The sequence below is a fragment of the Chryseolinea soli genome (assembly GCF_003589925.1).
Taxonomy (GTDB): domain Bacteria; phylum Bacteroidota; class Bacteroidia; order Cytophagales; family Cyclobacteriaceae; genus Chryseolinea; species Chryseolinea soli.
Window position 1 is genome coordinate 6453948 of record NZ_CP032382.1, and the last position, 24581, is coordinate 6478528.

General features: G+C 53.6%; 13 protein-coding genes. 9 read left to right on the top strand and 4 right to left on the bottom strand.

The features are described from left to right. The first annotated feature begins 8 nt into the window (after positions 1–8). Genes D4L85_RS26970 through D4L85_RS27000 form a run of 7 tightly spaced genes read left to right on the top strand, consistent with a single transcriptional unit; the run spans position 9 to position 14506 of the window. Positions 9–3296, top strand: coding sequence for a hypothetical protein (locus D4L85_RS26970; protein ID WP_119757223.1), 3288 nt, complete (start codon positions 9–11; stop codon positions 3294–3296). A 13-nt stretch (positions 3297–3309) separates the two neighbouring features. Beyond that, entirely contained in the window at positions 3310–5310 is a 2001-nt protein-coding gene (locus D4L85_RS26975; protein WP_119757224.1) for a hypothetical protein, read from the top strand. Further along, on the top strand, positions 5307–6614 hold the full coding sequence (locus D4L85_RS26980; RefSeq protein ID WP_160144026.1) for a contractile injection system tape measure protein: 1308 nt from the start codon (positions 5307–5309) through the stop codon (positions 6612–6614). The genes D4L85_RS26975 and D4L85_RS26980 overlap by 4 nt, the downstream gene beginning before the upstream one ends. Before the next feature lie 24 nt (positions 6615–6638). Beyond that, positions 6639–11171: an eCIS core domain-containing protein gene (locus D4L85_RS26985; protein ID WP_228450645.1), complete on the top strand. Its 4533-nt coding sequence runs from the start codon at positions 6639–6641 to the stop codon at positions 11169–11171. Positions 11172–11204: 33 nt separating this feature from the next. Continuing rightward, a complete protein-coding gene (locus D4L85_RS26990; protein ID WP_160144027.1) occupies positions 11205–11732 on the top strand; it encodes a hypothetical protein in 528 nt (175 codons plus the stop codon). Positions 11733–11738: 6 nt separating this feature from the next. Next, complete coding sequence (locus D4L85_RS26995; RefSeq protein ID WP_119757227.1) at positions 11739–13034, top strand: eCIS core domain-containing protein; 1296 nt, start codon at positions 11739–11741, stop codon at positions 13032–13034. Positions 13035–13054: 20 nt separating this feature from the next. After that, entirely contained in the window at positions 13055–14506 is a 1452-nt protein-coding gene (locus D4L85_RS27000; protein ID WP_119757228.1) for an ATP-binding protein, read from the top strand. Positions 14507–14730: 224 nt separating this feature from the next. Here the strand turns inward: D4L85_RS27000 and D4L85_RS27005 are convergent, their stop codons facing one another. The 4 genes from D4L85_RS27005 to D4L85_RS27020 all read right to left on the bottom strand — a co-directional run bounded on the left by D4L85_RS27005 (position 14731) and on the right by D4L85_RS27020 (position 19485). Next, positions 14731–17982 (bottom strand): TonB-dependent receptor, encoded by a 3252-nt coding sequence (locus tag D4L85_RS27005; protein WP_119757229.1) that lies wholly within the window; start codon positions 17980–17982, stop codon positions 14731–14733. A 79-nt stretch (positions 17983–18061) separates the two neighbouring features. Then, positions 18062–18343: a hypothetical protein gene (locus D4L85_RS27010; protein WP_119757230.1), complete on the bottom strand. Its 282-nt coding sequence runs from the start codon at positions 18341–18343 to the stop codon at positions 18062–18064. A 192-nt stretch (positions 18344–18535) separates the two neighbouring features. Further along, the gene (locus D4L85_RS27015; protein ID WP_119757231.1) at positions 18536–19009 is read right to left on the bottom strand and encodes a Clp protease N-terminal domain-containing protein; all 474 of its coding nucleotides are present in this window, start codon (positions 19007–19009) and stop codon (positions 18536–18538) included. A 14-nt stretch (positions 19010–19023) separates the two neighbouring features. After that, positions 19024–19485 (bottom strand): hypothetical protein, encoded by a 462-nt coding sequence (locus tag D4L85_RS27020; RefSeq protein WP_119757232.1) that lies wholly within the window; start codon positions 19483–19485, stop codon positions 19024–19026. A 398-nt stretch (positions 19486–19883) separates the two neighbouring features. Here D4L85_RS27020 and D4L85_RS27025 point away from each other — a divergent pair, with 398 nt between their 5' ends. Both D4L85_RS27025 and D4L85_RS27030 read left to right on the top strand, forming a co-directional pair. Then, positions 19884–21164 carry a Gfo/Idh/MocA family oxidoreductase gene (locus D4L85_RS27025; protein WP_119757233.1) on the top strand — a complete coding sequence of 427 codons (1281 nt, stop codon included), beginning with the start codon at positions 19884–19886 and terminating at the stop codon, positions 21162–21164. A 27-nt stretch (positions 21165–21191) separates the two neighbouring features. Next, the gene (locus tag D4L85_RS27030; RefSeq protein ID WP_119757234.1) at positions 21192–24575 is read left to right on the top strand and encodes a DUF1080 domain-containing protein; all 3384 of its coding nucleotides are present in this window, start codon (positions 21192–21194) and stop codon (positions 24573–24575) included. Positions 24576–24581: the final 6 nt, after the last annotated feature.

Here is a 24581-nt window from a genome sequence, read left to right on the forward strand (position 1 = left end):
CCTGACGCATGAGCACCTCTCTGACCATACCCCAGAACCCCCAGTATCCACCCTCGATGGACTGGCTCTTTCTCCGCCGCGAAGGCATGCGGCACATCGAGCAATTGACCTCCGACATCTGGACGGACTACAACCTGCACGACCCTGGCATCACGTTCCTGGAAGCGTTGTGCTATGCCATCACCGATGTGGGCTACCGCTGCAATATGAATGCAGCCGACCTCTTTGCACAAGCCGAGGGCAAATCGTTTTTCACGGCCGTGGAAATGTTGCCGTGTGGTCCGGTGACCGCGCTGGACTATCGGAAAATACTCATCGACATTCCCGGTGTCAAGAATGCGTGGGTGGAACAAATGCACGATGCAGAGGTGTGGTTTCAATTTCAGATCAACGTCAAGCTGTTCATCGATACACTTTCGCCTTACTTTGAAAAAATTGATGCCAATGCCGGTGATATCGAAAATTCCCTGAACGCGCTCATAGCGATCATCGAAAAGGGAATACCCCTGTTCATTAGAGAAATAAATGAATGTCAGCCGGAGAAAGATCGCGAAAGTAAAAAAATGGCATTCAAAAAATCACTCTTAAATAAAGTTGATTTATCCGGCAACACCAGCGCTTTAGCTGAAAATTTGAGAAAAGCGATCCTGCTCTATTTCCTCGACCGCTATTATCCCGAATGGATAACCTTTCTCTCCGACCAGCTCTCCTCAGCGGACGATACCGAAAAGCTAGCGTTGATGCGCATACAACTCGCAACGCTTGGCCTAAAGAAAGCCGATGACTCCAAGCTTCTCGAAGCCCTGCAACTTTTAGTTGATTTCGTTAAAGCCGGTCCTCCAGAAATTAGCGACTTCGTCTTTGGAGAGACGTTGCTTACCTTGCTGTTCGCTGGAAGTTTACAGGTTCGCGCGGTCGGCGATCCTACCGATGCGAATAGCTACAACATTTTTATTCCACAAGGTATCTATTCCGTCACGCTTCAGTTGGAGCCCGACCGTGCCGGCGACGAGGCAGACATCAAAGAAATTGCGCTCCGGAAAATGCACCGCCACCGGAATCTGTGTGAAGATATCCACCCCGAAGTTCACATTGTCGAATACATCGACATGGGTATCCGTTTGTCCGTGGCCATCGACCCGGAATGGGATACGCTGGAAGTGATGGCACAAATATATCATTGCATCCAACATTATTTGTCGCCGGACATCCGGTTCTACAGCCTGGAGGAAATGATGAACCGCCACGCCGCGTTCACATTGACCGTCGACAGCTTTATCGCCCTTCAGGGCGCCAATCTCCCGCAAGATCTGATCGATGCCTTAAGCCCCTTGCTGAACAAAAAAATTATTGGCGACACCAACCTGAAAAAAGAACTGGCGAAGGTTTGGGATGAGACCGCCCTGGAAGATTATTACGACGATGTATTCCTGGCCGCCGAAAAACAATACGACGCCGATCCCGTCTATAACGGACCGCTGTTGAAGCATGGGTTTATAGAAGAAAAGGAACTGCTCCTCGCCCAACCGCGTCAAACGGTTTATCGCTCGGATCTCTACCAGGTAGTGGCCGCCGTGGAAGGCGTGCTCCAGATCGACCGGCTTGAGATCTACAAATGCGGCATGGACAAACCGGAAAAACCCGACTGGTGTCTTTCGTTCGAATGCCGGTGTCTTCCTCAGTTGAAACTGGAATGCTCCGAACTTACGGTCAGCTCGCACGGCGTGGAGATCCCGCTCAAGGCCGAAAAACTCATTGAGTATATCGAATCGCACCCCGAAAGCACCACCAAGTTGAACCGGAAAGGTACCCTCGACCTGCCTGTTCCGCAAGGCCGCATCATTTCCGATCTCACCGACTACACCAGTGTGCAGGAGGATCTTCCCCGCACCTATAAAGTGGGCAACACCGGCATTTCGCGAAAGGAAAGCGAGTTGCGCCAGGGCGAAGTGAAACAACTCAAAGGCTACCTGCTGTTTTATGATCAATTGCTGGCGAATGCGCTCTCGCACCTGGCCAGTGTGAAAAACCTGTTGTCGGTGACCCCGACCAAAACCGACCCTTATCAACCGTTGTTCACCATTCCGTTCATACGGGAAGTTTTGTTGGATTATGCGGTGGATATGTCGTGGGATAATTTTGTGCCGGGCGCCGACGATCCGTATATCAAGATCCTGCAGCAACTGTCGGAAGGAAATCCGACGGCGCGAAACATGTTCCAGGATCAATTGCTGGATCACCTGCTGGCCCGTTTTGGCGAACAGTTCACGGACTATGCGCTCCAGCTTTTCCGCATCGAGCGGCCCCTCGACAACACCAGCGATTGGGAAGCCAATGCCGGTTTGGAGGAAAGCATCAAAGACAAGCAACGTTTCCTTTCGCTCATGCCCTCGCTGGCCGCGTCACGTGCAGAAGGTTTCAATTATCGTTTCAACGCCAAGGAACCGCCGCGCTATTGGAACACCGATGCCGTGGAAGGCGTGAAGAAGCTGGTGTGTGTGAAACTGGGCATCGACGACTTTACGCGCCACACGCTCACCTGCGAACCGGGCTTCGTGGTGGAAGTAGGCCCCCGGACAACGCCCGGCAGCCACACCACCGGGCGCACACGCTACGAGTTCTACATCCGCAAAGACGACCAAAGCACTTCCCGGCTGCTGGTGAGCACCATGGCCTTCAGTTCTTCGCAGGGCGCAGAGAATGCCAGCGCAGACTTTTTGAATATGGCTGTGGACAAAAACAACTACGGCCACGTCGACGGACGGGTGGGCTTCTGGGTTGGCGTGGAGCCCACAGCCCGCACGACCGACAACGCCCTGATGCTGGAGCCAAAGGCCGATCCGGAAGAAATTGAAAAACGCCTGCAATACATCCAGGACCTCGCTTCGCGCAATTGCGAAGAAGATGGCTTCCACCTGTTGGAGCACATCCTGTTGCGCCCCCGCAACGATGCCTATACGCAATTGTTAAAACCGATGCTCTGCTGTCTGGAAAATTTGGAATGGTTGGACCCGTATTCGTTCTGGGTCACGGTGGTCATTCCCGGCTGGAGCGGGCGCTTCAGCGATGAAGCGCGGAGGCAGGCTTTTGTTCAAACCGTGCTGCGTGAAATGCCGGCGCAGTTGGAAGTGCGCTTCTGCAGTGTGACGCGGGAAGGTATGTTCCAGTTTGAAAAAGTGTATCACGAATGGCTCCGCTGTTTGTGTTCCGAGAAACAGGATGGCCTGGCGCAGGCCACCAACGACCTGGTGCAATTGATGAACGGCTGGCAAGAAGATCAAATTATTCAGGGTTAAACTATAACAGACCATGACACAAGAAACCGACACCTGCCTTTCCGGCTACGGCGTAGTTTGTGGTGCCGAAGTTCACGTGGCACCCGACTGTTCTATCGAAGTGGATGAAGGAACGCTCATTTTTACCGGGGGCGCGCTGTATCATTCCCCCAAACAGCACTTCCGCTACTATGTGAAGCCGGCCAACATGAACGCCCAGGTGAAGGCCTACATGATCGCCTACCTGCAACTGAAAGAAACGGCCGACGACACCCTGGAGTTCTGGCAGCTGGCCGATGACACAGCCGATCAGCAAACCATCGACTCGCTCAAGCAACAACACCCGGGCGATGTTCCCAAACACAACCTGATGTGGAACAACGTGCTGGTGGTGCTGGCCTTCAAAGACAATGAAAAACAAACGACCGCCTACTATTGGGTGCTGGTGTCGCGCAATGCGTTGGCCGAGGCCTTCAAGATCGGCGGCGCCTCCCCTGCCGACGGCCAAGGATTGTTCACCCGGCCGCTGACCCGCAAAGAAGTGGACGTGGTCACCGTGGACGAGTTTCTCCGCCCATTGTTGAAACTTCCGGTGCTGTTTGTTCCCCGGTTTGGGTACAAGGGCCTCGCCTACCTGGATATTCCCAAGGGGCTGAAAGATGATAACATCCGAAACCCGTTCTTGCCCGTAACCACCTACGCACAAATCTTTTTCGAATACAAAGCGATCATCGACGACTACCTCCTGGTCTTTCGCGACGCGCTAAAAAATCTTCATCGCGCCTTCGGGCCCGTGCTTTCGCACAAAGGCAAAGACTACCTGGAGCGGTATCGCAAATTTCTTTTGCTGAAAGTAAAAATGTTCTACGAGGAAGGCGAGCACCTCTACAATATTCAATACATCTACGACTGGCTGCGCGACCTCACCACGGCCTACAACGAATTGGTGTCGAAGTTGAATGGGTTCCGAAGCGGATGCCCTTGCAAAAACGATGCGGTCGACCCGGAAGGACCGGCAGGCGAAATACTTTTGCTGGGACCGGTGATGGGAAGCCGGTCGACTTATCAGCCGCTGATCTTTCGCGACCTGGCCTCGGCGGCAGATACGGATCGCACGATCCGTGAAGTACGATGCTTGCATTGGCGTTTGCTCATGATGATCCGCACATTCGATCTACCGTTTCTTCACCTCAACAAAGTGGTGGAAAGCCCTTCGGACGATCAAGGCATCGAAGAGCAACTCGATTCGACGGACTATTGGGAATATTTCAATAGTCAGGACAACACAGCCGGCGACAACAAACTCCCCATCAAGTTCACACCCACGCGCGGCAGCTTGTCGCCCTTGGGCAAACGCGCCATCCCGTATTATTATCCCATCGACAGCAACAGCATCTATTCTGTCCATCAATTCTGGGATTATGAAACGACCGTGCTGCGCCGCATCGATACGCACCTCTCCTACAACGCCTATCCCGGCGATCCCTCAAAAGCATCGACCGACCCGGTGAATGATTGTTACACAACGCGCCTGGAGGTGATCTGGCCACTGGCTTTTGATATTGAACCCTATCCTTTCCTGCGGCCGGAAGGTCACATCGGAAAAATTCTCACTCCGAATGATGTCGATCACACCTTTATCTTCAACACGTATGGATTATTCGAGTACCTCGAAAAATACAACCTGTGCGTCGACGTGATTGCCATTGGGCTGCCCGGCGGAGAAACGTTGCTAGGCCTGGAAAATTTCTGTGGATTAGAACATCGCCCGGCCTTGCCACAAGGGCATACATTGGTTTTATTTTTTGTGAACGCCGTCGAAAGAGACGAGCCCCCGAGCGATGGCTTTCATAACGCGGGCGAACAAATTGAATTGCAGGAGTGCAAGAAAGATACCACGCCGGAAATACCGCCGCTTTGCGTGGTCGCAGATTTTGTGCTGCCCTATCGGTTTATGTGTTGCACCCCACCGGCTGGTGCGCCGGCGGTTTATACCCTGGCCAAAACTCCCCCGCCCGCTCCCGTGAATCCATGAACGAACAAAACCATATTATCGGGCGAATGCGCATCGAGGTGATGGGCGCACGGCGTGCGGCCGTGGCACACTATCAACAAGCGTTGGGATATCAATTGCATACCCAGGGTTTCGCTCAAGAGCTTGAATCGCTATTAAACCAGATCACTTCCGGTGATGAGTATGTGGAGATCCCTCAGCTGAAAATCCAGTTTGATACGTCGGGAGAGAAAGTTTTCCAAAAGGAGTTCTTACAAGCTTTTGGCAAAGCGCTCCAGGAGAAGATCAAGACATCGTCGGGCAGCGCGGTGAAGGTGATGAAGGGCGCAGCGTTTATCGATTACGTGCAGCAATTCTTTCTGCAATACGGGATCTGTCCGCTCCAGCATGGGAAACCGGTGTTGGCGGAATTTCAACAGACCTTGAAAGCCCTTCCAACAAATCCCCAACCCAAACTGGAACGTGTGATCATGACCCTGGGGCGTCGGAATACCACGCTGTGGAAAAGATTGTCCTACCTGCTCGGTGCCGAGGGTATGCGCTCCGTACTGAAGCGCCTGCGCGATGCCAACAAGAAAGAATTTCATGGCTTGGAAGGATTATCTCAAACCGATGATCCTGTATTACAAAAAATATTACGCGAACCTGAATTCGCACCCTACATCCCCGAAGAAGGCGGAATAACACCTCCAACATCCGTCGACGCTATCCCAAGTCAACCCCATACCGGTACCGTTGCCCTGACGGCCGGAAAAACCGCCGCGAAAGAAAATGCACCGCCACAACGCGTGCGCCGCGCAGCGCTTTCGACGCCCGATTTTGAAGCGGAAGTGCGGTCGGGGTTTCAAATTGCAAATGCGGGCACGGTATTGCTATGGGCCGTCTTTGGACAACTGTTGCAAACGACGGGCTATGTGGTTAACAAACAATTTACTGACGACAACGCCCGGCAGCGCGCCATCTGGTTGCTGCATTACATCACTACGGGCAACCTGGAAGGCAGTGAAGACAATCTGCTGCTCAACAAAGTGCTTTGCGCCTGGCCCGAAAACGAACCGGTCGACCCCACCCTGCTCCCCGGCGATGTTGACCGCATTGCCGCCGACCAGATGTTGCATCGCTACCTGGCCCATTGGAAAAAAGGGCGGACGTTTTCTCCAGGCTGGTTCAGGGCCACATTTCTAAATCGCGAAGGAAGACTTTACAAGCGCCCCGATGGCCACTGGCAGTTGGAAGTGGACAAGCGCACAGAAGATATATTGATCGACAAGGTTTCGGTGGTTCGCTACGCGTGGATGCCTTGCCTGTTGTTTGTGCAGTGGTGAGAAAGAACGAACAGACGATGTTTCATGAGCGAATGCAGTACGGCTACAGCGCCCGCTAGGGGCATGAAGGCAGGCAAGCTCTATCGCAGGGAAGAGCCGGGGCACGGGCACGTCCGGAAAAAACAAAGCGCGTTTATCGGCAACGCCCTCCAGCCAAAAGAACAATCGGAAGAAGCGGGCATGCCCGACATTCAATCGCTGTTTGCCCCCGGTCCGCATTTTTTTTCCGGCGCAGCGGTGCAGGCAAAATGCGCTTCCTGCGAGGAAGAGACCACCGTTCAGCGAAGGCCAGACGAAAACGTGTCGCACGCAGAAGCGGATGAACCCGCCGTCCAGACTTTTTTGCAACGTTCTCCTCAAGAAGATATTCAGACCAAATGTGCCGAGTGCGAGAAAGAAGAGCAGGCTGCATCGCCGGGAGAAAAAAGTCAACACGCACCCTGCGAGGAATGCGCATCCGAAGCCGATATCCATCGCGCGCCCCAATCGCCTGCAACGCCATCTCCCGCATTGCTCTCTGCTTCCAGCCCGGCTCATAAAACCGGTGAAGCGCCGGCTTTGTCTGCATCGCCGGCACATCAGACCGCCGTCGTGCAGCCCTCCTTAAAAGTGGGTGCGCCCGACGACGCCTTTGAAAAAGAAGCGGATCAAATGGGCGAGCACGTGATGCGCATGCCGCTCTTGTCGTTTGCCGCCGGCGGTGGTGTGCGCCCCGAAGGCAATGCCGCCATACAACGCATGGAGGAAGAGGGCATGGAAGACGTACAGACCAAGCCCGTGCCCGGTTTGCAGCGCAGTCCCAACGGCGGCATGCAGACCAGCCCCGGATTTAGTGCCCGGCTCAACTCCGCGGGGTCGGGTTCCTCATTGTCGGCACCCGTACAGCAAAACATGGAAAGCGCCTTCCAGGCCGACTTCAGCGGTGTGAAGATTCACACCGGCACCGAAGCATCGACCCTCAGCAGCGAGATCGGCGCGCAGGCGTTCACCCACCAGAACGATATCTACTTCAACGACAACAAATACCAACCCGATTCCAGCGAAGGCCGATTCCTGTTAGCCCATGAGTTGACGCACACCCTGCAGCAAGGCGCTTCGCAGACCGTGCAACGCGACGCCGAGCCCGAACCTCCCAAGGAAGAATCGTGGTGGGACAAACTGAAGAGCGGCGCGGAGACGGTCTTGCAAACGGTGTTACCCGCCCCCATCTGGTCGTTCTATCTAAAAATCAAGAACGGCGGCCTGCTCAATTACGTCAAGGAAACCCTGTTCGATTTGTTTGTGGGCCTGTTCCGCGGGCTGGGATTCTCCGACGCCGAGATCATGGTCATCATCAAAGTCTTTGTGACGCTGAAAGACCAGCTGCCAAAGATCGTCGACGACCTGGGCAAGGGCGATTGCAAGTCGTTGTTTGCCGCACTCGATCTGCTGTCGACGCTGATGTCGGAAATTGCCGGCCGCGTGTGGGACAACCTGATGGAGGCCATCGAACCCATACGCCAATGGCTCATCAAGATCTGGAACACGTACCTCGCGCCCGCCCTCGAAGAGATCAAGGCCTTTGCCGGCGAAGTCTGGGAGAACCTGAAGAAACTCGGCCGCTGGATCTGGGACAAATTCTACGACCTGGTGATCAAACCGTATGTGGACGCCTGGCACTGGATCTGCAAGAAGCTGGGTTTTGGTCAATCGGACGAACCGGGATTTATCGACTGGGTGGGCAAGAAGCTGGGTGAGGCTTGGGATTATATCAAAGAACAACTCCGCCCGGTCATCGAGCCCATTGGCCAAGTGGTGGACTTTGTTAAATCGTTGGTAAACCTGGAGGCCGTACGCAAGTTCCAGGAGGACGCCAAGAAGTGGCTCGACGAAGTGGCCAAGACGGCCACCGCCATGGGCGGCGACGACGATGCCGTGGCCAACAAACAACTCACCTTGCGCGAAGTGTTGTTGCCCGCCCTCAACAACGCCATCGATAAATTGAAAAGCACCATTCGCGCCGCCGGCAGTTGGGTGACCGATCAGGTGAACAACATCGCCGACAAGGTGAACGGCTTCGTTACGGGCATCCAGCAGAATTCATTCCTCAGCCCCCTCTCCTCGCTGGTGAGCTGGATCCCGAAAACCGTCGACAGCCTGCAAGACTGGGCCGTCGACAAAGTGAACGGCATCTTCGATTGGATCGTGACCGGTGTGGACAACCTGCGCACCTTCATCCAACCCGTGCTCGACATGTTGCAGAAGATCGTGGGCGTATTGGGCAACATCGTGGATCACATCTCCGACTTCATCCTGGGGCCGCTCAAGAAAGTGCCCAAGTGCATTGTCGATCCCATTGTGAAATGGTTCACGGAAGTGATCCTGAAAAAGATCCCCATCATCAGCGACTTTCTTGTGCTGGCCGAGAAGTGGGACCAGATCAAGACCGCGGCCCTCACCGTGTTGAAGCAAGTGTTTGTGGACGGCCAGTTCCTGAAAGGCTTGTGGACGTTCTTTAAGAACCTGCTCGACATCATCGGCATCGATCCCAAGCTCATCACCTCCATCATTGCCAAGGCGGCGAAGAATTTCTCTGACATCATCAGCAAGCCCGGTGAATTCCTGAGCAACGTATGGAAGGTGATCAAAGGCGGCTTCAAGCGCTTCTGGGATAAAATAGGCACACACCTCCTCACCGGTGCACTGGAGTGGTTGTTTGGCAAAGTGAAAGGCGCCGTGGCCGTGGCACCGCCGAAGGACTTTACGCTCGGCAGCATCCTGGGCTACATCCTCGACCTGTTTGGCATCAACAAAGAGAACGTGTATAAGCGCATGGAGTTGAACCCGCGCATCGGCAAAAAGCGCGTGGAACGCATACGGCAAATAGAGAATATCCTGACCGATGCGTTGGAATGGATCACCGTGTGGATCAAGGAAGGACCGGAAGGCCTGTTGCGCAAGGCCAAAGAGAAACTGAGTGACATCAAGAACATCGTCATCAACGGTGTGATTGCGTGGGTGACCGCCAAGGTCTCTGCCGAGATCATGAAGCGGCTCGCCACCAGTTCCGACCCGCTGGGCATCGGCGCCACCATCAACACCATCATCGTAGTTTACGATTCCATCCACGCCGGCATCGACTATGCCAATGACATCCTGGACATCATCAACAACGCGATGGATGAATTGGCCGAGATCATCCTGGGCAATACCGACCACGCTTCGGAGTTGCTGGAGGAACTGCTGCACAAGGCCGTACCCGTGGCCGTCGGCTTTGCCGTGCAAGTGATCCTGGGCGATGTGGCCGACAAGATCAAGGAGATCATCACCGACGCCCGCAATGTGGTGGACAGTGCCATCGACAGCCTCATCAACGGCGCGTTGGACGTGATCGACTCCATCATCAACATGGGCAAGGCCGCGGTGGGAAAAGTTTTGGGTTGGTTTGGGTTGACCAAACACTTCACGGCGAAAGATGGCGAAGGACATGATCTTTCTTTCGGCGGCAGCGAGAAGCGCGCCGAACTCATGATCGCGAGCGAGCCCCAACCTTTTGCCACCTGGATCAAAGGCGTGAAGATCGACGACCCCACCTCGAAAGAGGGCAAGGAGCTGACCAAGAAAAAACACGATGCCACCCAAAAAGCCGCCGAGATCCACAAAGCCGAAAAGGACAGCACGCTCGACGACGACGCGAAAGAACAAAAGATAAAACACCTGCTCGACGAGCTGACCGAACTCGTGGGCCCGTTGTTCGAAGGCAAAACCGGAACATACGGCAAGGTGAACTACGGCGGACTACAGGACAGCCGCTATGCGAAGAGCATGCACGCCGAAGGCCTTGCTAAAAAAGGCAAGCCCGCGGGCACCCCGCCCAGCACGAGCAGGAAAGAGTTCAACGTCATCAATCAACGCAGAAGCGGATCGGGCACCGGCTCGTACTACGTGCTGGGTCATTTGCTAAATCAGAAGCTCGGTGGACCGGGTAACACCTTCGACAACCTGACCCCCATTACGCGCAGCGCCAACGGAACGCACGAAAGCCTGGTGGAACACAACATCAAAAACGCCGTCGACAACGGAAACCGCGTGGAATATACGGTTACGCCCACCTATGGACGCGACGTCGAAGCAGCGAAAAACGCGGTGAAGAAGTCCAACATTGGCGACAAAGACAAAGTGAAGGAGATCATCGAGGAAGAACAATATGTACCCACTGGTCTGAATTGCGAAGCCAATCTCCTCAACCCCACGAATGATTCCAAAACGCAGATCATCAGTAAAACGATCCCCAACAACATCGACCAATCGCCCAAGGCCTATGACCTGGTCGGCATCAAACGTGAGGAAGTGTACCTGGACAGCGGCGATACCGACCTCATCCGCTCGATCGACTCCGCTATCACGCAGGGCATGGCCGATAAGATCGTGCGTGCCATGGCCACGGGCATTCGCACCTATAGCGACCTGGAAAACTACAAAGCGGGTCGTGAACAATTTACCGACCGGGAAAAAGGTATTATCCAAAAATTCAATACCTCGGCCTATGAATTTGTGAAGCTCTATAAAGGAAAATAAAATGACTAACAAAACAACGATAACCCCAAGACTATGCGCAACCTTCTTCAAATGATCCTGGCCGTGATGACCCTCGCGGTGCTGGGATGGGCAACGTGGCAAGGCTACGGATTGCTGCAACAACAAAACCTCGGGCTGGACGCCGCCACCCGGTCCATTCTCATCATCGCCGCCGCGGTGGCGCTCGCTTCCGCGTTCATGGTCGCCCTGGCCATCAGCAACGCCGGAGACAAGACCTTGCGGGCACACCAATTTGCAAAACGGTTTGCCTTGTACGAAAAATACAACACCGCCTGGCTGGAGATCCAAAATGATTTCCCGGGCGATCAACCCGTGAAACTCGATGTTCACCTGAAAGAGTTGGAAGCCCTCGTCGTGCTCCTGTCGTCATCAAAAGTGATCAAGGCCTTTTATGAATGCGAAAAGACGCTGGGTTCGGATGGACTCAATACGCCTGCCGCCCACAGCGCCCGGCAGAAACTCCTGTGGGCCATGCGGGAAGACCTCGGGCAACCGGGAGACTTTTTGTTGCAAAAAGAATTGCTGAAAAACACAAACTAAACCACCATGGCTGTTCGAAGATACCTGCGCAAACGCAGACGCAAAGCAGAGGGACGCGCCACACCAACCTTTATCCAGGCGGAAGGCTCCCAACACGACCATGCCGAAGGCAATACCTTTTTCCACCCGGCAGAAGGCATCCAGGCCAAGCTGAACGTGAGCCAACCGGGCGACCCCCAGGAAATGGAAGCCGATCATATGGCCGATAAAGTCGTCCACAAAAGATCCACCGATGCGGCGGTGAGCCGCGTGGCGAAAGACGATGAGAAGATGAGCCGGAGAGGCAAAGAGGAAGACGACAAAATGCACAAAAAGGAAAAGGACGAAGACGAAAAAAAGATCCACAAAAAAGATAAAGACGAAGAGGACAAGAAAATTCACAAAAAGGGAAAAGACGAAGAGGAGCACGTCGCCACCAAACAAGCTTCACCCGGCGCCCACGCCCCCGTAGGCAAACCGGCCATCCCGAAAAGCGGTGGCGAATCGCTGCCACCGTCTACCCAGGCGGAGATGTCGAGCAGTTTTGGGTTTGACTTTAGCAAGGTGCGCATTCATAAGAATGAAGAGGCACACCAGCTCAACGAACAGCTCCAGGCGCAGGCCTTCACACACGGCGGCGATGTGTATTTCAACAAAGACAAATTCAATCCCCACACCGAGGCGGGCAAGTGGCTGCTAGCCCACGAGCTCACCCACGTCGTGCAACAGAAAGGCCCCGACGAGGTGCAGAAAAAAGATGTGTCCAACATCTCCACGCCCGTGCCCGAAGACTTCACCCTGAACCTGGACAAAAAGAAAGAAGTCGAAAGTGCGCAAGGCAAGATCAACGGCGTTACGGTCATCATCAAGCGCGACACCCGCGGCCCTGTCGAAGCGGGCTCGCAGGGCCATACCTCATTCGACATGACACCGTCGCTCCCGAAGCGCACGATCGTAAAAGGTAAAATAGCGACGATAACGGGCGACGCAACGGTTTTGATCACCATCCGCACGCAATATCGTCCTGGGGCCGATACCAAGGTCACGTCGGCGTATGGCCGGGGCACCACGGAGGCCGACAAGGCCGCGGGCAACACGTCGTTGAGATTTCACGAGGGCAGCCATGGGTTGGACTACATGGGGTATGTGCAGAACAATCCCCTGCCAGCGTTCGAAGGCAAAGTGGGCATGACGGTCGCCGAATACAATGACGCCATCCGGAAATTCGACAAAGCGCTCCATGATTATAAAGACGCCATCGAGGCCGCCGACACCGCTGCTGTAGAATGCGTGGGCAAACCGGCATCGTTTTGTAAGCACTAACATCACTCAAAATCGATCGTATGTTTTGGAACAAGAAAGATCAACTCACCCTCACCGCCGAACCCAAACGCAATGGGCACAACGGCCATAGCGAAAGCAACGGTCAAAGCGAGCACCGCGACCCGCCGAAAGGCCAATCGTTCCTTTCGCGCTCCGTGGCCATCCTCACCGACGTGGTGGAAGCCCGGCTCAACCATCACTTCGGAAAAATCGATGCGTTTGTCCAACCGACGTTCGCGATCGTGGATGATGGTTCGTTGTTTGCGCGTTATGTCATCGAGCAAAAGCTGACGGTGGAAGAATACATCACGCTCCTGCTCGCCCTGTCGCCCCACATGCACGCCGACATTTTCACGGCGCTCATCCGCAAGCATCTCCCCAAGGGTGGCGAATTTGCCGAGTTCGGTGGCGTGAAGGGTGTGAACTATCGCGGCATCATCCCCACCGGTGAAACAGCCTTGTTCATCCTGGCCGGCCTCAACATCGACGCGCGCATGCGCTACGCCGGGTGGTTGAAAGGCGACGCACTCGACGCGCCAGGCCAGGGCGCGACACGAAAAACTATTTTCCAAAACGGCGTGGTCACCCTGGAAGAAATGAAAGGGGGTGAACCCGAAATGAGCGGCCGCCTGCTGGTGTCGCCCGAAAAGATCACCGAGTTCCTGACCGAAAAAAAATGGAAGCCCACGTTTGGCAGCAACTTCCCCGCGACGCTGCTGGAAACCAAAATGGAGTGGGACGACGTGGTGCTCTCACCCCAAACCGAGCGCGAGCTGCAAATGATCAAACACTGGCTCGCCTACCACCCCGTGCTGACCGCCGACCGAAACCTGGGCAAGCGCACCAAACCCGGCTACCGCGCCCTCTTCTACGGCCCCCCGGGCACCGGCAAGACGCTGACGGCAAGCCTGCTGGGCAAAGAGTATGGTCTCGACGTGTACCGCATAGACCTGTCGTTAGTCGTCTCCAAGTATATCGGCGAAACCGAAAAGAACCTCCAATTGGTCTTCGACAAAGCCCAGGACTGGATCCTCTTCTTCGACGAAGCCGACGCCCTCTTTGGCAAGCGCACCAACGTGCAATCGGCCCACGACCGGTTTGCCAACCAGGAAGTCTCGTTCCTGCTGCAAAAGATCGAGGAACATCCCGGGCTGGTCATCCTGGCCACGAACTTCCGCAACAACATGGACCAGGCTTTCATCCGCCGGTTTCAGACGGTGGTGCCCTTCAATTTGCCGACCGAACAGGAAAGCACCTTGCTGTGGAACCACACCATGCCGGCGGATATTCCCTATGACACAACCATATCGCTACCGGCCCTGGCCCGCAAATATGAGTTGACAGGAGCATCGATTTTGAACATTGTCCAGGCTGCTTCCATCCGGGCGCTTTCGGAGGATCGTCCGATCTCGGAAGGAGATTTGCTGGAAGCGATACGGAATGAGTATTATAAGAATGGGAAGTCGGTGTGAGGGATCGGGGACATCACGCCGTCAGGTTCCCTCATCCTGGATGCTCTTCCTCCGTATTGTTGTTGCAATGTTGCTCGAATGGTGTTCGAATGTTGCTCGAATCCCCTTGCAATGTTGTTCGAATGGTGCTCGGAATAGGTTCGAGTAAGGCGGCCTGGAGGTAGCTAAAAAACAAAACCCATCGCCAGGTGTGACGATGGGTTTGCCATTTTATTCGGGTCCTTTTAGAAGCTATAACGCACGCCCAATTGTCCCTGCCAGCGCGAGCTGAATTGGTCGATTGAATACGACGACGTGGGCCGTGTGAACGTATACGTCGGTTGCGCGGTGGAGTTGTTGGCGCGGGTCACGCGAAGTCCCATGTCAACAGAAGAGTTCTGTGTGTTCGGTGTGAAGTACACTGTACCCCAGCTCTTGTTGAGCATGTTCGAGAAGTTGATCACGTCGAAGGTGATCTGCAGCGTGTGTGTCTTCTCTCCTACTTTGAAGTTGACGTCCTGCATGAGGCGGAGATCCAACAAATTGTTCCAAGGCGTGCGGGCTGCGTTGCGTTCGGTGAATTCGCCTTTGTGTTTGCTCAGGTAAGGATCTTTGTTGATAAAGTCGGCGAGGTCGGCATATTGCTCTGCGGCGGTCGTGGTCGTACCATCGGCGTTCTTTCTGTCGACGAGGTTGATTTGATCTGCAGAGGCAGGAATGAACATCAGGTCGATTTGCTGGCCGGAGCGGGTCAGGTTGCTGTTCGCAGTGTTCACCCAGGTGAACGGCGAGCCGGACTGATTGGTCGAGATCAGCGAGATGTAGGATGTCAATTTTTCATTCCAGGCTTTTCTATATTGAACCGTGGCCACGATCCGGTGACGGATATCGAAGTTGGAATAAGTCAGCGCAGGGTTGTTAGGATTCAACGCCTGGTTCAACTGCCATCCCGATTCCGGCGAATTGCGGATACCGTTCAGGATGTCTTTCGATTGTCCGTACGTATACGCTGCCATAAAGCCCAGGCCGAAGGCATATTGTTTCGAGAGTTGGGCGGTCAGTGAATAGCGGGAACCTTTCGAGGTGTTCGTGATCAGGTATACGCTGGAGAAAGCATTGCTGACCCGCGCACCCGTGGTGCCGCCGGACAAATACAGGGGCTGTTGCTGATTCACATCGGTCGCCGCATAATATACAGAGTCTTTCAGGTTGATCTGTTTGATCTGCACGTCCTTGATGGTTTTGGTATAGAGACCTTCGAGGGTCAATTTATAACCGTCGCCCAGCACGAAGTCTACCGCCAGGTTGCTTCTCCACATTCTCGGCATTTGGAAATTCTTGTCGATGAGGTCCAACTCGTTCCGGTTGGCCGAGCCATTGGCTGCCGCGAAGTTTTTGAATTGGGTGGGATCGGTCGGGATCGGTGTTCCGGCTTTCGGCGGGTTCAAATCCAAAGCGGCGTAGGTCTGGCCATCGTTCACGTACGCATAACCTAACCAGGCAAAGGGGATCCGGCCGGTGAACAATCCGCTACCGCCACGCAACACCAACGATTTGTCGCCTTTCACATCATAGTTGAATCCGACGCGGGGTGACACGTATACTTGTCCGAAGAACTTGTTGGTATTCGAAGCCACGGGATGGTCATAGGTGTAGGATGTTCCGTAATTGGCGGGAGGATTGGGGAACAAGGCGTGCGAATCGGCAGAAGGCGTGCTGGGCATCACCGTCATGTCGGCGCGCAAGCCGTAGGTCACCACCAATTTGGAGTTCACGGCAAGTTCATCCTGCGCATAAAGGCTGTTCAGGGAGATATTGAACTTGGCGGGTGAATTCGCCATGTTGTTCGCCAGGCTGTTGTCGCCGGGGTTGTAGATGGCGCGCATCCGCGAAGGCTTGTCGGCCAGGAAGTCGGCTAAGCTGGCGTAGTCGAACCGTCCGTTGTAGGAGTTGATGAAGGTGTAGTCGATCTTATAGAATTCGTTGTGCGTACCAAAGGTGAAGGAGTGGTTGCCGGTGAACCAGCGGAAGTTGTCCGTCACTTCGAAGGTCTTTTGGTGCATGTTGAAAACGGCCGCTTCGCGGTTCGTTCCAATCAATGCGTGACCACTGCCAATACCATTGATCTGGATCTGAGGAAAGAGAGCGCCGTTAGGGTTGCGGCTGTCAGTGATATCGGTGTAGCCCAGGATCAAGCTGTTGCTGGTGGCGTTGCCAAAACGGCTTTTCAATTCGGCCACGGTGCTGATGTTGTGATTCTTCTGGATGAAATCGTAGTTACCAAATTGAAATTCGGTCGTCGAACGTTCCAGGTTGCTGGCTTCGGAAATAACCGAGTTGTTGCGGATGGCCAGCGAATGGTTTTTGTTGATGATCCAGTCCAGGCGGTTGAAGAACTTCACGCTTTTGGAATAGATGTTATAGTCTTGTGTCGCACCAGGATCGTAGCCTCCCGTGGGGTTATAAGTCGATACCGGAAGCGTGCTCAGTTTATTGACGATCTGGTTGGCGATGTCCGTGGTCATGAAATAGTTGGGAGCACCGGCAGGGAAAAACAACGGTATCTGGCTGCGGGTAATTTCTTCGTTGGTGAACCAGAACAATTTGTCTTTTACCAACGGAAATCCAACACGGAAACCTGTCTGATAATCGTGATAGGCTTTGCTGATGGAGCCATCGCCTATTTTGTCGTCGCCTTTATATTTCCCAGTGATGGCCGAATTTCTTCCAAAGCCATATACCGAACCCGTCACGTTGTTGCTCCCGCTACGCGACACGGCGTTGATACTTCCACCGGTAAAGTTTCCAAGGGTAACGTCATAAGGTGCCAATTGCACTTGCACTTCCTGGATGGCATCGAGACTGAACGAATTGGTGCGCGTGCTGCTGCCCGGTTGGTTGGCCGTGCCGCTCACGCCGCCTAATGAAGGGCTAAAGCCGATGGCGTCGTTGTTGATGGCGCCGTCGAGCGTGATGTTGTTGTACCGGAAGTTCGTGCCGGCAAATGAGTTGTTGCTGGCTTGGGGTGTGAGGCGTGTAAAATCCGAAAAGCTACGGCTCAGCGTAGGCAGCGATTGGATCTGTTCTTTGCTCACGCTGTTGCTGGCGCCGGTCTTGTTGAGGTCCAGGATGTTTCCTGCGATCACCTGAACTTCTTGCAACTGGGTGGACTCTTCTTTCAATTGAAAGTCAAGCTTAAGGGTTTCGCCAAGTTTAAGGTTGATGTCCGAAAGTTTTTCGACCTGGTAGCCCACAAAAGTAACGGTGGCTTCATAGGGCCCACCCGGATTCAGGTTGCGCAACGCATAGCGTCCGTCAACGTTGGTGGCAACACCATAAACGGTGTTGGTGGGTTTGTACACCAGCTGGATCGTTGCGCCCGGAAGATCGTCGCCCTTGGCGTCGGTGACCTTGCCGCTGACCGAACTGGTGGTCACCTGGGCATGGATAAAGAACGGAATAGATAAAAATAAACAAATCGATAGTATCGTTTTCATAGAAGACGGATTTGAACTAGAATAAAAAGATGTTATTAAGTCGTCTGCAGGAAGGTGCAGGAATTTAGATCATATAATCTTACGCGTCCGAGTTCACGGCCACCTCGGCGGGCGTCGTGCTGTAGCTCCAAAACGCTGTGTACCGGCAGTTCAACTTCGGTTGCCCAGCCCTGCCGGTGCTGATGTGCATCACCCGTGCCCATGGCCTTTTCACCATTTGGACAGCGATCCCGTGTGGCATTTCCACTGCCACATCTGAAAATTCAACCTCGTCCTCTTCGGTACGCTGTTTGAAATCTGCGTTCAGCACACTGGCGTCTACGGCAACGAAGATGATCAGGGCGAACAAGAATGCTTTCATCTTTTCAGAATCTACGATACAAAGGTCACAAAAAAATTAAGGGGGGCCTGATATTCGGTGTTGCTAAATCATTAAACCGGAAACAGGGACTTAACATTAAGGAAACATTGGATCGGGCCTCATTTCGGCGCAGAGGCAGGCAATGATCACGTTTGCGGGAACTTTATGAGGGTAGCCAGGCCGTTTTTTATATCAAAACCATTTTGCAAAGAATCCTTTTTTTGCTTTTAAAAAGCCGGAACTAACCTGGCGTTCGATTTCTTTTCTGGTATCCTCTATCATGTTTTGCTTCTCAAATTCCCGGTACACTAAATTCGAAGGGTCCCTTAAAATCGAAAGTAGCATATGGTGAGGCTCCACCAACTCCTGTTTTAATAGTTTTGCTTCTAAAGGAGCAATTTTCATGATTTTTTCAGATGACTTTGAAAGTCTTATGGTTTTGTCCGCTTGATGGCCTCCTCGTTCATGGTGGTTCTTTGTAAGGGTACTGATCATGTCCTCGATATCCATTCCAACGTTAAGCAGGGCCCTTCTCGTTTGATCATTTACCTTGACAATGCCGAGGAATAAATGCCCAGGAGTGATCTCGGCGGATTCAGCCCTTGTGGCTTCTTTATGTGCGTGAAGTATTACTTCTTCGGATCGCTTTGAAAAATCAAAATCCATGTCGAGCGCAGTTTTTAGGTGTCATATTCACCGTCCCATGGCCAATGAAAGGAGATCGTCGAGCTGGGTTCTAAATCCACGGTTCTAAGTATCCTGTTTGGCACGAGTCCAAAAACGTGTCCGTCAATGATAGTCTTGAAAGGCCTGACGAGGATGTCGGTATAATTCACATCTCCCAGTTCACTTATCAACTCCTCAAGTTTCTTCCGGGTTAAGGAGTCGTTCGTTTCAGAAGTCGTCCCTGCAAACCAATGATTGGTGGTAAGGTAATTGCCGTCTTTATCAAAGATGTACAAAACAACATACTCTCGTCTGACTTTTGTCCAGTCATCCGAAAGGGGAACACCTTTCGGGAAAACAAATGTCTCGTAGCCAAAAAATTGGCGGCCGTCACTCGTCTTTCCAATGTAATGTGTGTGATAGTCCTCTTCTCTTTTGATTGGGATCTTTTTCGGTATTATCAACCAATTCAACATTCTATCTTTTTTAAATTGTGTCCAACGTTTGATTTTGAAAAACCAAACTAACAAACTTATCCAAACCGCGCAACGGTAGATCCCTTATGGAGGACTCTGTCCAATGGTCGATCGGCTCCAAAACTACGATGCCAACGCCCCGATTCTTGCCACGGCACTTTATTAACAAGCTGATACCCATATCACGCATTTCTCTACGCACTTTACGACTAACATTCCCCGGTGCCCAGCCTGCTGACCGTTAGGTTTTTCCGTGTGCCTTCCGCACACCAAATAATAGGGTTGAATTTCTCCCTTTGACTATAAAAATGTTTTTAAAAAACTCGATTAATATACTTATTGCATACCAAGTCTTAAAGAAAGCCTCTAACGCAGGCTCCTAACCCTATACCACTGAAATGAAAAAGAAGAACGTCAGCTTAAAAGAAAGCTCCCGCAGAGACTTCCTGAAAAAATCGGCCCTGGCCCTGGGCGCTTTTGCCATCGTACCCCGTCATGTGCTGGGCAAAGGTTTTATCGCTCCCAGCGACACCCTCACCAAAGGCATCATCGGTGTCGGCGGCATGGGACGCGGCCATATCCCCTATGAAGGCACAAAAGTGATCGCCATGTGCGATGTGGACAAAGTCCATTTGAAGGAAGGCATCGCCCTGGCCGGCGGAAATGTGCGGGGCTATTCCGATTTCAGAGAACTGATCACACAACCCGATATCGACATTGTCCACATCGCCACCCCTCCCCACTGGCACGGCATCATGTCGGTGATGGCCGCGCAGGCCGGGAAGGACGTGTGGTGTGAAAAACCCATGACCCGCACCATTGGCGAAGGAAAACGCGTGGTGGAAGCCATGGAACAATACGGCCGCATGTTCCGGCTCAACACCTGGTTCCGTTTCAAAGACAACTTCTATGGCCTCGGCACGGAAGTGAAACCCCTGAAAAAGGCCGTGGACAGCGGCATCCTGGGCTGGCCCCTCAAAGTCACCATCAGCGGGGTGACCGGCTTTAACTGGAAATTCTATTGGGTGGGCAAAACCAACCTGGAACCCACCCCCGTACCCCAGGAACTGGACTATGACATGTGGCTCGGCCCCGCGCAATACAAACCCTACAACCCCCACCGCGTGCACAGCACTTTTAGAGGCTACTGGGACTACGACGGCGGCGGACTCGGCGACATGGGACAACACTACATCGATCCCGTGCAATACTTCCTGGGCAAAGACAACACCAGCCCCATCCGCGTGGATGTGGACGCCCCCCAGCAACACGACGACGCCGTCGGAACCTGGAGAAGGATCGAGTTTACCTATGCCGACGGTTGCAAGATCATCCTCGACGGCGAAAACAAAGACACGTCCGTGCCCTACATCGAAGGCCCCAAAGGAAAAATTTACCGCGGCTTCCGGTCCGATATTCCCAACATCCTCAAGGTGATCGATACCCTGCCCGACCCCGAACCCCAGGTCGGCCTGTTCTCCGACGCCGTGAAGACCCGGAAGAAATTCGCCCTCAACGAATTGAACGGCCACCGCTCCGCCACCATCGTGAACATGGGCAAGATCGCCCTGCAATTGGGCCGGTCCCTGGACTTCGACCCGGTGAAACAGGAATTCATCAACGATGAAGCGGCAAACCGCCTGATCCATCAACCCATGCGCGGCGCCTGGAAAATCTAGTCATTACGTAAAGAACCTATCGAAAAAATGAAACCAACTACCTTCATACGCATCACCCTGTTCCTGTCCCTGCTCATCCCCCATCTGCTTTGGGCCCAGGACCAGCGTTTGATGAAAACAAAAGTAGCGGATGTACTGGCCCTGCTGCCCGCTGCCGACAATCCCCAGGCCCTTCGCCTGTACAAGGAAATCATAGGCTTTGGCGATGATGGCATCACCGCCCTCACCGAAGGGGTTCAACCCAACGGCAATGCCGCGGGCATCCCTTATCGCTATGGTGTATCCCTCCTCACCCACTATGCCACCTCCAAAGAGGACAAGGCACAAATTGAACGGGCCTACCTGGCCGCGCTGGGAAAGACAAGCGACGTGGAAGTGAAGGCTTACTTCATCGACAACCTGAAACTGGTCGGCTCCAATGCCGCCGTGTCCGTGCTGACGCCCTACATCTCCGACAAAGATCTCTTCAATCAAGCAGTTTCTGCCTTGGCCTCCATCGACACGGACGATGCGCGCAAGGCCATCGCCAACGCACTGACCGGTCAGCCGGCAGCGACACAGATCAAATTGATCAAATCGCTGGGTACGTTTAAGTATAAGCCCGCTTTGCAATCCATCACTACACTTGCCGCCGGCAACGATCCGCTGGTGAGGAAGCAAGCGTTGTGGGCACTGGCCTTGCTGGCCGATGCTACTTCGTCAAACCTCCTGCTGGCAGAAGCTAAAAAAGTCGGCTTCAAATATGAGCCCACGGAAGCCACGGTCGCGTTGGTAGAATACCTGCACCAAGTTACCGTGAATGGGAACAACGCCTTGGCAAAAGAGATCAGCAATGCCCTGCTGGAAAACACCCCGGCACCGGATCAACAACATTTCAGACTTGCCGCATTAAAAGGCCTCACACTGACCGATCCCGATGGTTCCGTAAAACTTCTCATCAAAGACCGCAGCTTGTTTGATGCTGAATATCAAAAAGAGGTCTTGAAAGTCGCCGTCCTTTCGGCCAACCGGCCCGATGCGCTGAAGAGCTGGACAAAGGAATATAAAAAAGCAACGGGTGCGGCACAGGCCGACATCCTGGCGATGTTGTCGAAGGCAAACCGGAACGCCGGCTTTATCGAGAGCACACTCTTGCCCGCGCTTGCTTCTAAAGAACCGCAAACCCGCATGACGGCCGCTGCCGAAATTGCCGTGAGCAAAGACAAAAAATATGTCCCCGCCTTGTTAGACTATCTGCTCCGCTCAACGGATGATGCCGAGCTCGCCGCCGCAAAAGCAGCCGTGCTTCAGTTGGCCGACAAAGAGAGCGGTGCACTGATCGCCCAAAAAATAGAAACCGCCCAGCCAAAGAACAAAGTTGCGCTCATTCAAGCGTTGGGAGCACGACGGGCCACCAACCAATTTGATGTGGTCGCCAAGCTCACCGCTTCCAATGATGCCGCCGTGAAAAGCGCTGCGTTCGAGGCATTACCCGCCGTTTCTGCCGGCAGCAACACACCGGCCTTGCTCACGATGCTTGCAGCCACTGAAAACGAGAAAGAGATAAAGGCCATACAGTCCGCGCTGAGTTCCGGCCTGGATAAAAACTCCATTGCGTTGCTGGACGCCGCCTACGCAAAAGAAAAAACCAAGCTGCTTCCCGTTCTTCCCTATGTAAAAGACAGCGGAGCGTTGGAAAAAGTCGCTGCTTCATTCTATAAAGGTGAAGGAAAAGAAAAGGAAGTTGCCTTTGAAGCACTCGCGAACTGGCAGAACAACGATGCTGCCAGAACATTGCTCAGCATCCGGAAAGATGAAAGTTTAAAGAAATATCATGCCGCCGCATTCGACGCTTTCATCTCTCAAGTGGCTGCCTCTTCCTGGCCCGACGATGAGAAGCTGCTCCTGCTGCGCGAGATCATGCCCCTGGCCGCCAATAAAGACGAGCAAACCTCCGTCATCGAAGCCGCTGGACGTGTGAGAACATTTTTGTCGCTCATGTTCGTGGCCCAATACATCGACGATGCCAACCTCAGCAGCGCCGCCAGCCGCTCGGCCATGCAGATCGCCTTGCCCACTTCCGACGCCAAGCCTGGTCTCACGGGTGTTGAAGTGCGCAACACACTGCAACACATGCTGGACAAACTCACAGGTGCCGACAGTCAATACGAACGCATCGATATCCGCACCTATCTCGAAAAGATGCCTTACACAAAAGGATACGAGTCGATCTTCAACGGCAAGGATCTCTCCGGCTGGCAAGGCCTGGTAGAGAACCCGATCGCACGCGCGAAGATGACCAAAGAAGTGCTGGCCAAAAAACAGCTGGAAGCCAACGCCAAAGTAAAGAACAACTGGAGTGTGAAAGACGGCTGCATCTATTTCCAAGGCGACGGCGCCAACCTTTGCACGGCACGTCCCTATGGCGATTTTGAAATGCTCGTCGACTGGAAGATCTCCAAAAACGGCGACAGCGGAATCTACCTTCGCGGCTCCCCGCAAATCCAGATCTGGGACCTGGCCCGCATCGACGTGGGCGCACAGGTAGGTTCCGGTGGCTTGTATAACAATCAAAAGGAAAGAAGCACCCCGCTCGTCGTGGCCGACAACCCGATCGGTGAATGGAACACCTTCCACATCAAAATGATCGGCGACCGTGTCACGGTACACCTGAACGGCGTGCTGGTAGTCGACAATGTGGTCATGGAGAATTACTGGGATCGCACTCTTCCCATCTTCCCCGAAGAAGCCATCGAACTACAGGCCCACGGCACCGAATTGGCCTTCCGCAACCTGTACGTGAAAGAACTGAACACCAAACCGTATCAACTCACGCAGGAAGAAAAAACACAAGGCTTTGATGTCCTCTTCAACGGCAAGGACCTTGACGGATGGGTAGGCAACAAAACAGACTATGTCGTGGAAGACAACACGATCGCCATCTATCCTACAAACGAAAGCCACGGCAACCTCAACACGGAAAAAGAATACAGCGATTTCATCTTCCGCTTTGAATTTCAGCTCACCCCCGGCGCCAACAACGGACTGGGTATACACGCGCCCCTGGAAGGCGACATAGCCTATGTTGGAAAAGAGATCCAGATCCTGGACAACACCGCGCCGGTATACTCCAAACTGGAAGTATACCAATATCACGGCTCCGTCTACGGTATCATACCGGCAAAACGCGAGTTCTTGAAGCCCCTGGGCGAATGGAACCAGGAAGAAGTGCAGGTGAAAGGCGACTACATCAAAGTGACCCTCAACGGCACGGTGATCGTGGAAGGCGACATGAAGAAAGCTTCCAAGAACGGAACCCTCGATCACAAAGATCACCCGGGCTTGAACCGTCACAACGGTCACATCGCCTTTTTAGGGCACGGCACCGTAGTGAAATTCAAGAACATCCGCATCAAAGACCTGTCTAAATAAACCGAT

What these genes read in the sequence shown, in the direction of transcription:
- D4L85_RS27000 (WP_119757228.1), top strand. Translation starts at nt 13,055, where the DNA reads ATGTTTTGGAACAAGAAAGATCAACTCACCCTCACCGCCGAACCCAAA.
- D4L85_RS27005 (WP_119757229.1), bottom strand. Translation starts at nt 17,982, where the DNA reads ATGAAAACGATACTATCGATTTGTTTATTTTTATCTATTCCGTTCTTT.
- D4L85_RS26985 (WP_228450645.1), top strand. Translation starts at nt 6,639, where the DNA reads ATGAGCGAATGCAGTACGGCTACAGCGCCCGCTAGGGGCATGAAGGCA.
- D4L85_RS27015 (WP_119757231.1), bottom strand. Translation starts at nt 19,009, where the DNA reads ATGGATTTTGATTTTTCAAAGCGATCCGAAGAAGTAATACTTCACGCA.
- D4L85_RS27010 (WP_119757230.1), bottom strand. Translation starts at nt 18,343, where the DNA reads ATGAAAGCATTCTTGTTCGCCCTGATCATCTTCGTTGCCGTAGACGCC.
- D4L85_RS26980 (WP_160144026.1), top strand. Translation starts at nt 5,307, where the DNA reads ATGAACGAACAAAACCATATTATCGGGCGAATGCGCATCGAGGTGATG.
- D4L85_RS26975 (WP_119757224.1), top strand. Translation starts at nt 3,310, where the DNA reads ATGACACAAGAAACCGACACCTGCCTTTCCGGCTACGGCGTAGTTTGT.
- D4L85_RS26970 (WP_119757223.1), top strand. Translation starts at nt 9, where the DNA reads ATGAGCACCTCTCTGACCATACCCCAGAACCCCCAGTATCCACCCTCG.
- D4L85_RS27025 (WP_119757233.1), top strand. Translation starts at nt 19,884, where the DNA reads ATGAAAAAGAAGAACGTCAGCTTAAAAGAAAGCTCCCGCAGAGACTTC.
- D4L85_RS26995 (WP_119757227.1), top strand. Translation starts at nt 11,739, where the DNA reads ATGGCTGTTCGAAGATACCTGCGCAAACGCAGACGCAAAGCAGAGGGA.
- D4L85_RS26990 (WP_160144027.1), top strand. Translation starts at nt 11,205, where the DNA reads ATGCGCAACCTTCTTCAAATGATCCTGGCCGTGATGACCCTCGCGGTG.
- D4L85_RS27020 (WP_119757232.1), bottom strand. Translation starts at nt 19,485, where the DNA reads ATGTTGAATTGGTTGATAATACCGAAAAAGATCCCAATCAAAAGAGAA.
- D4L85_RS27030 (WP_119757234.1), top strand. Translation starts at nt 21,192, where the DNA reads ATGAAACCAACTACCTTCATACGCATCACCCTGTTCCTGTCCCTGCTC.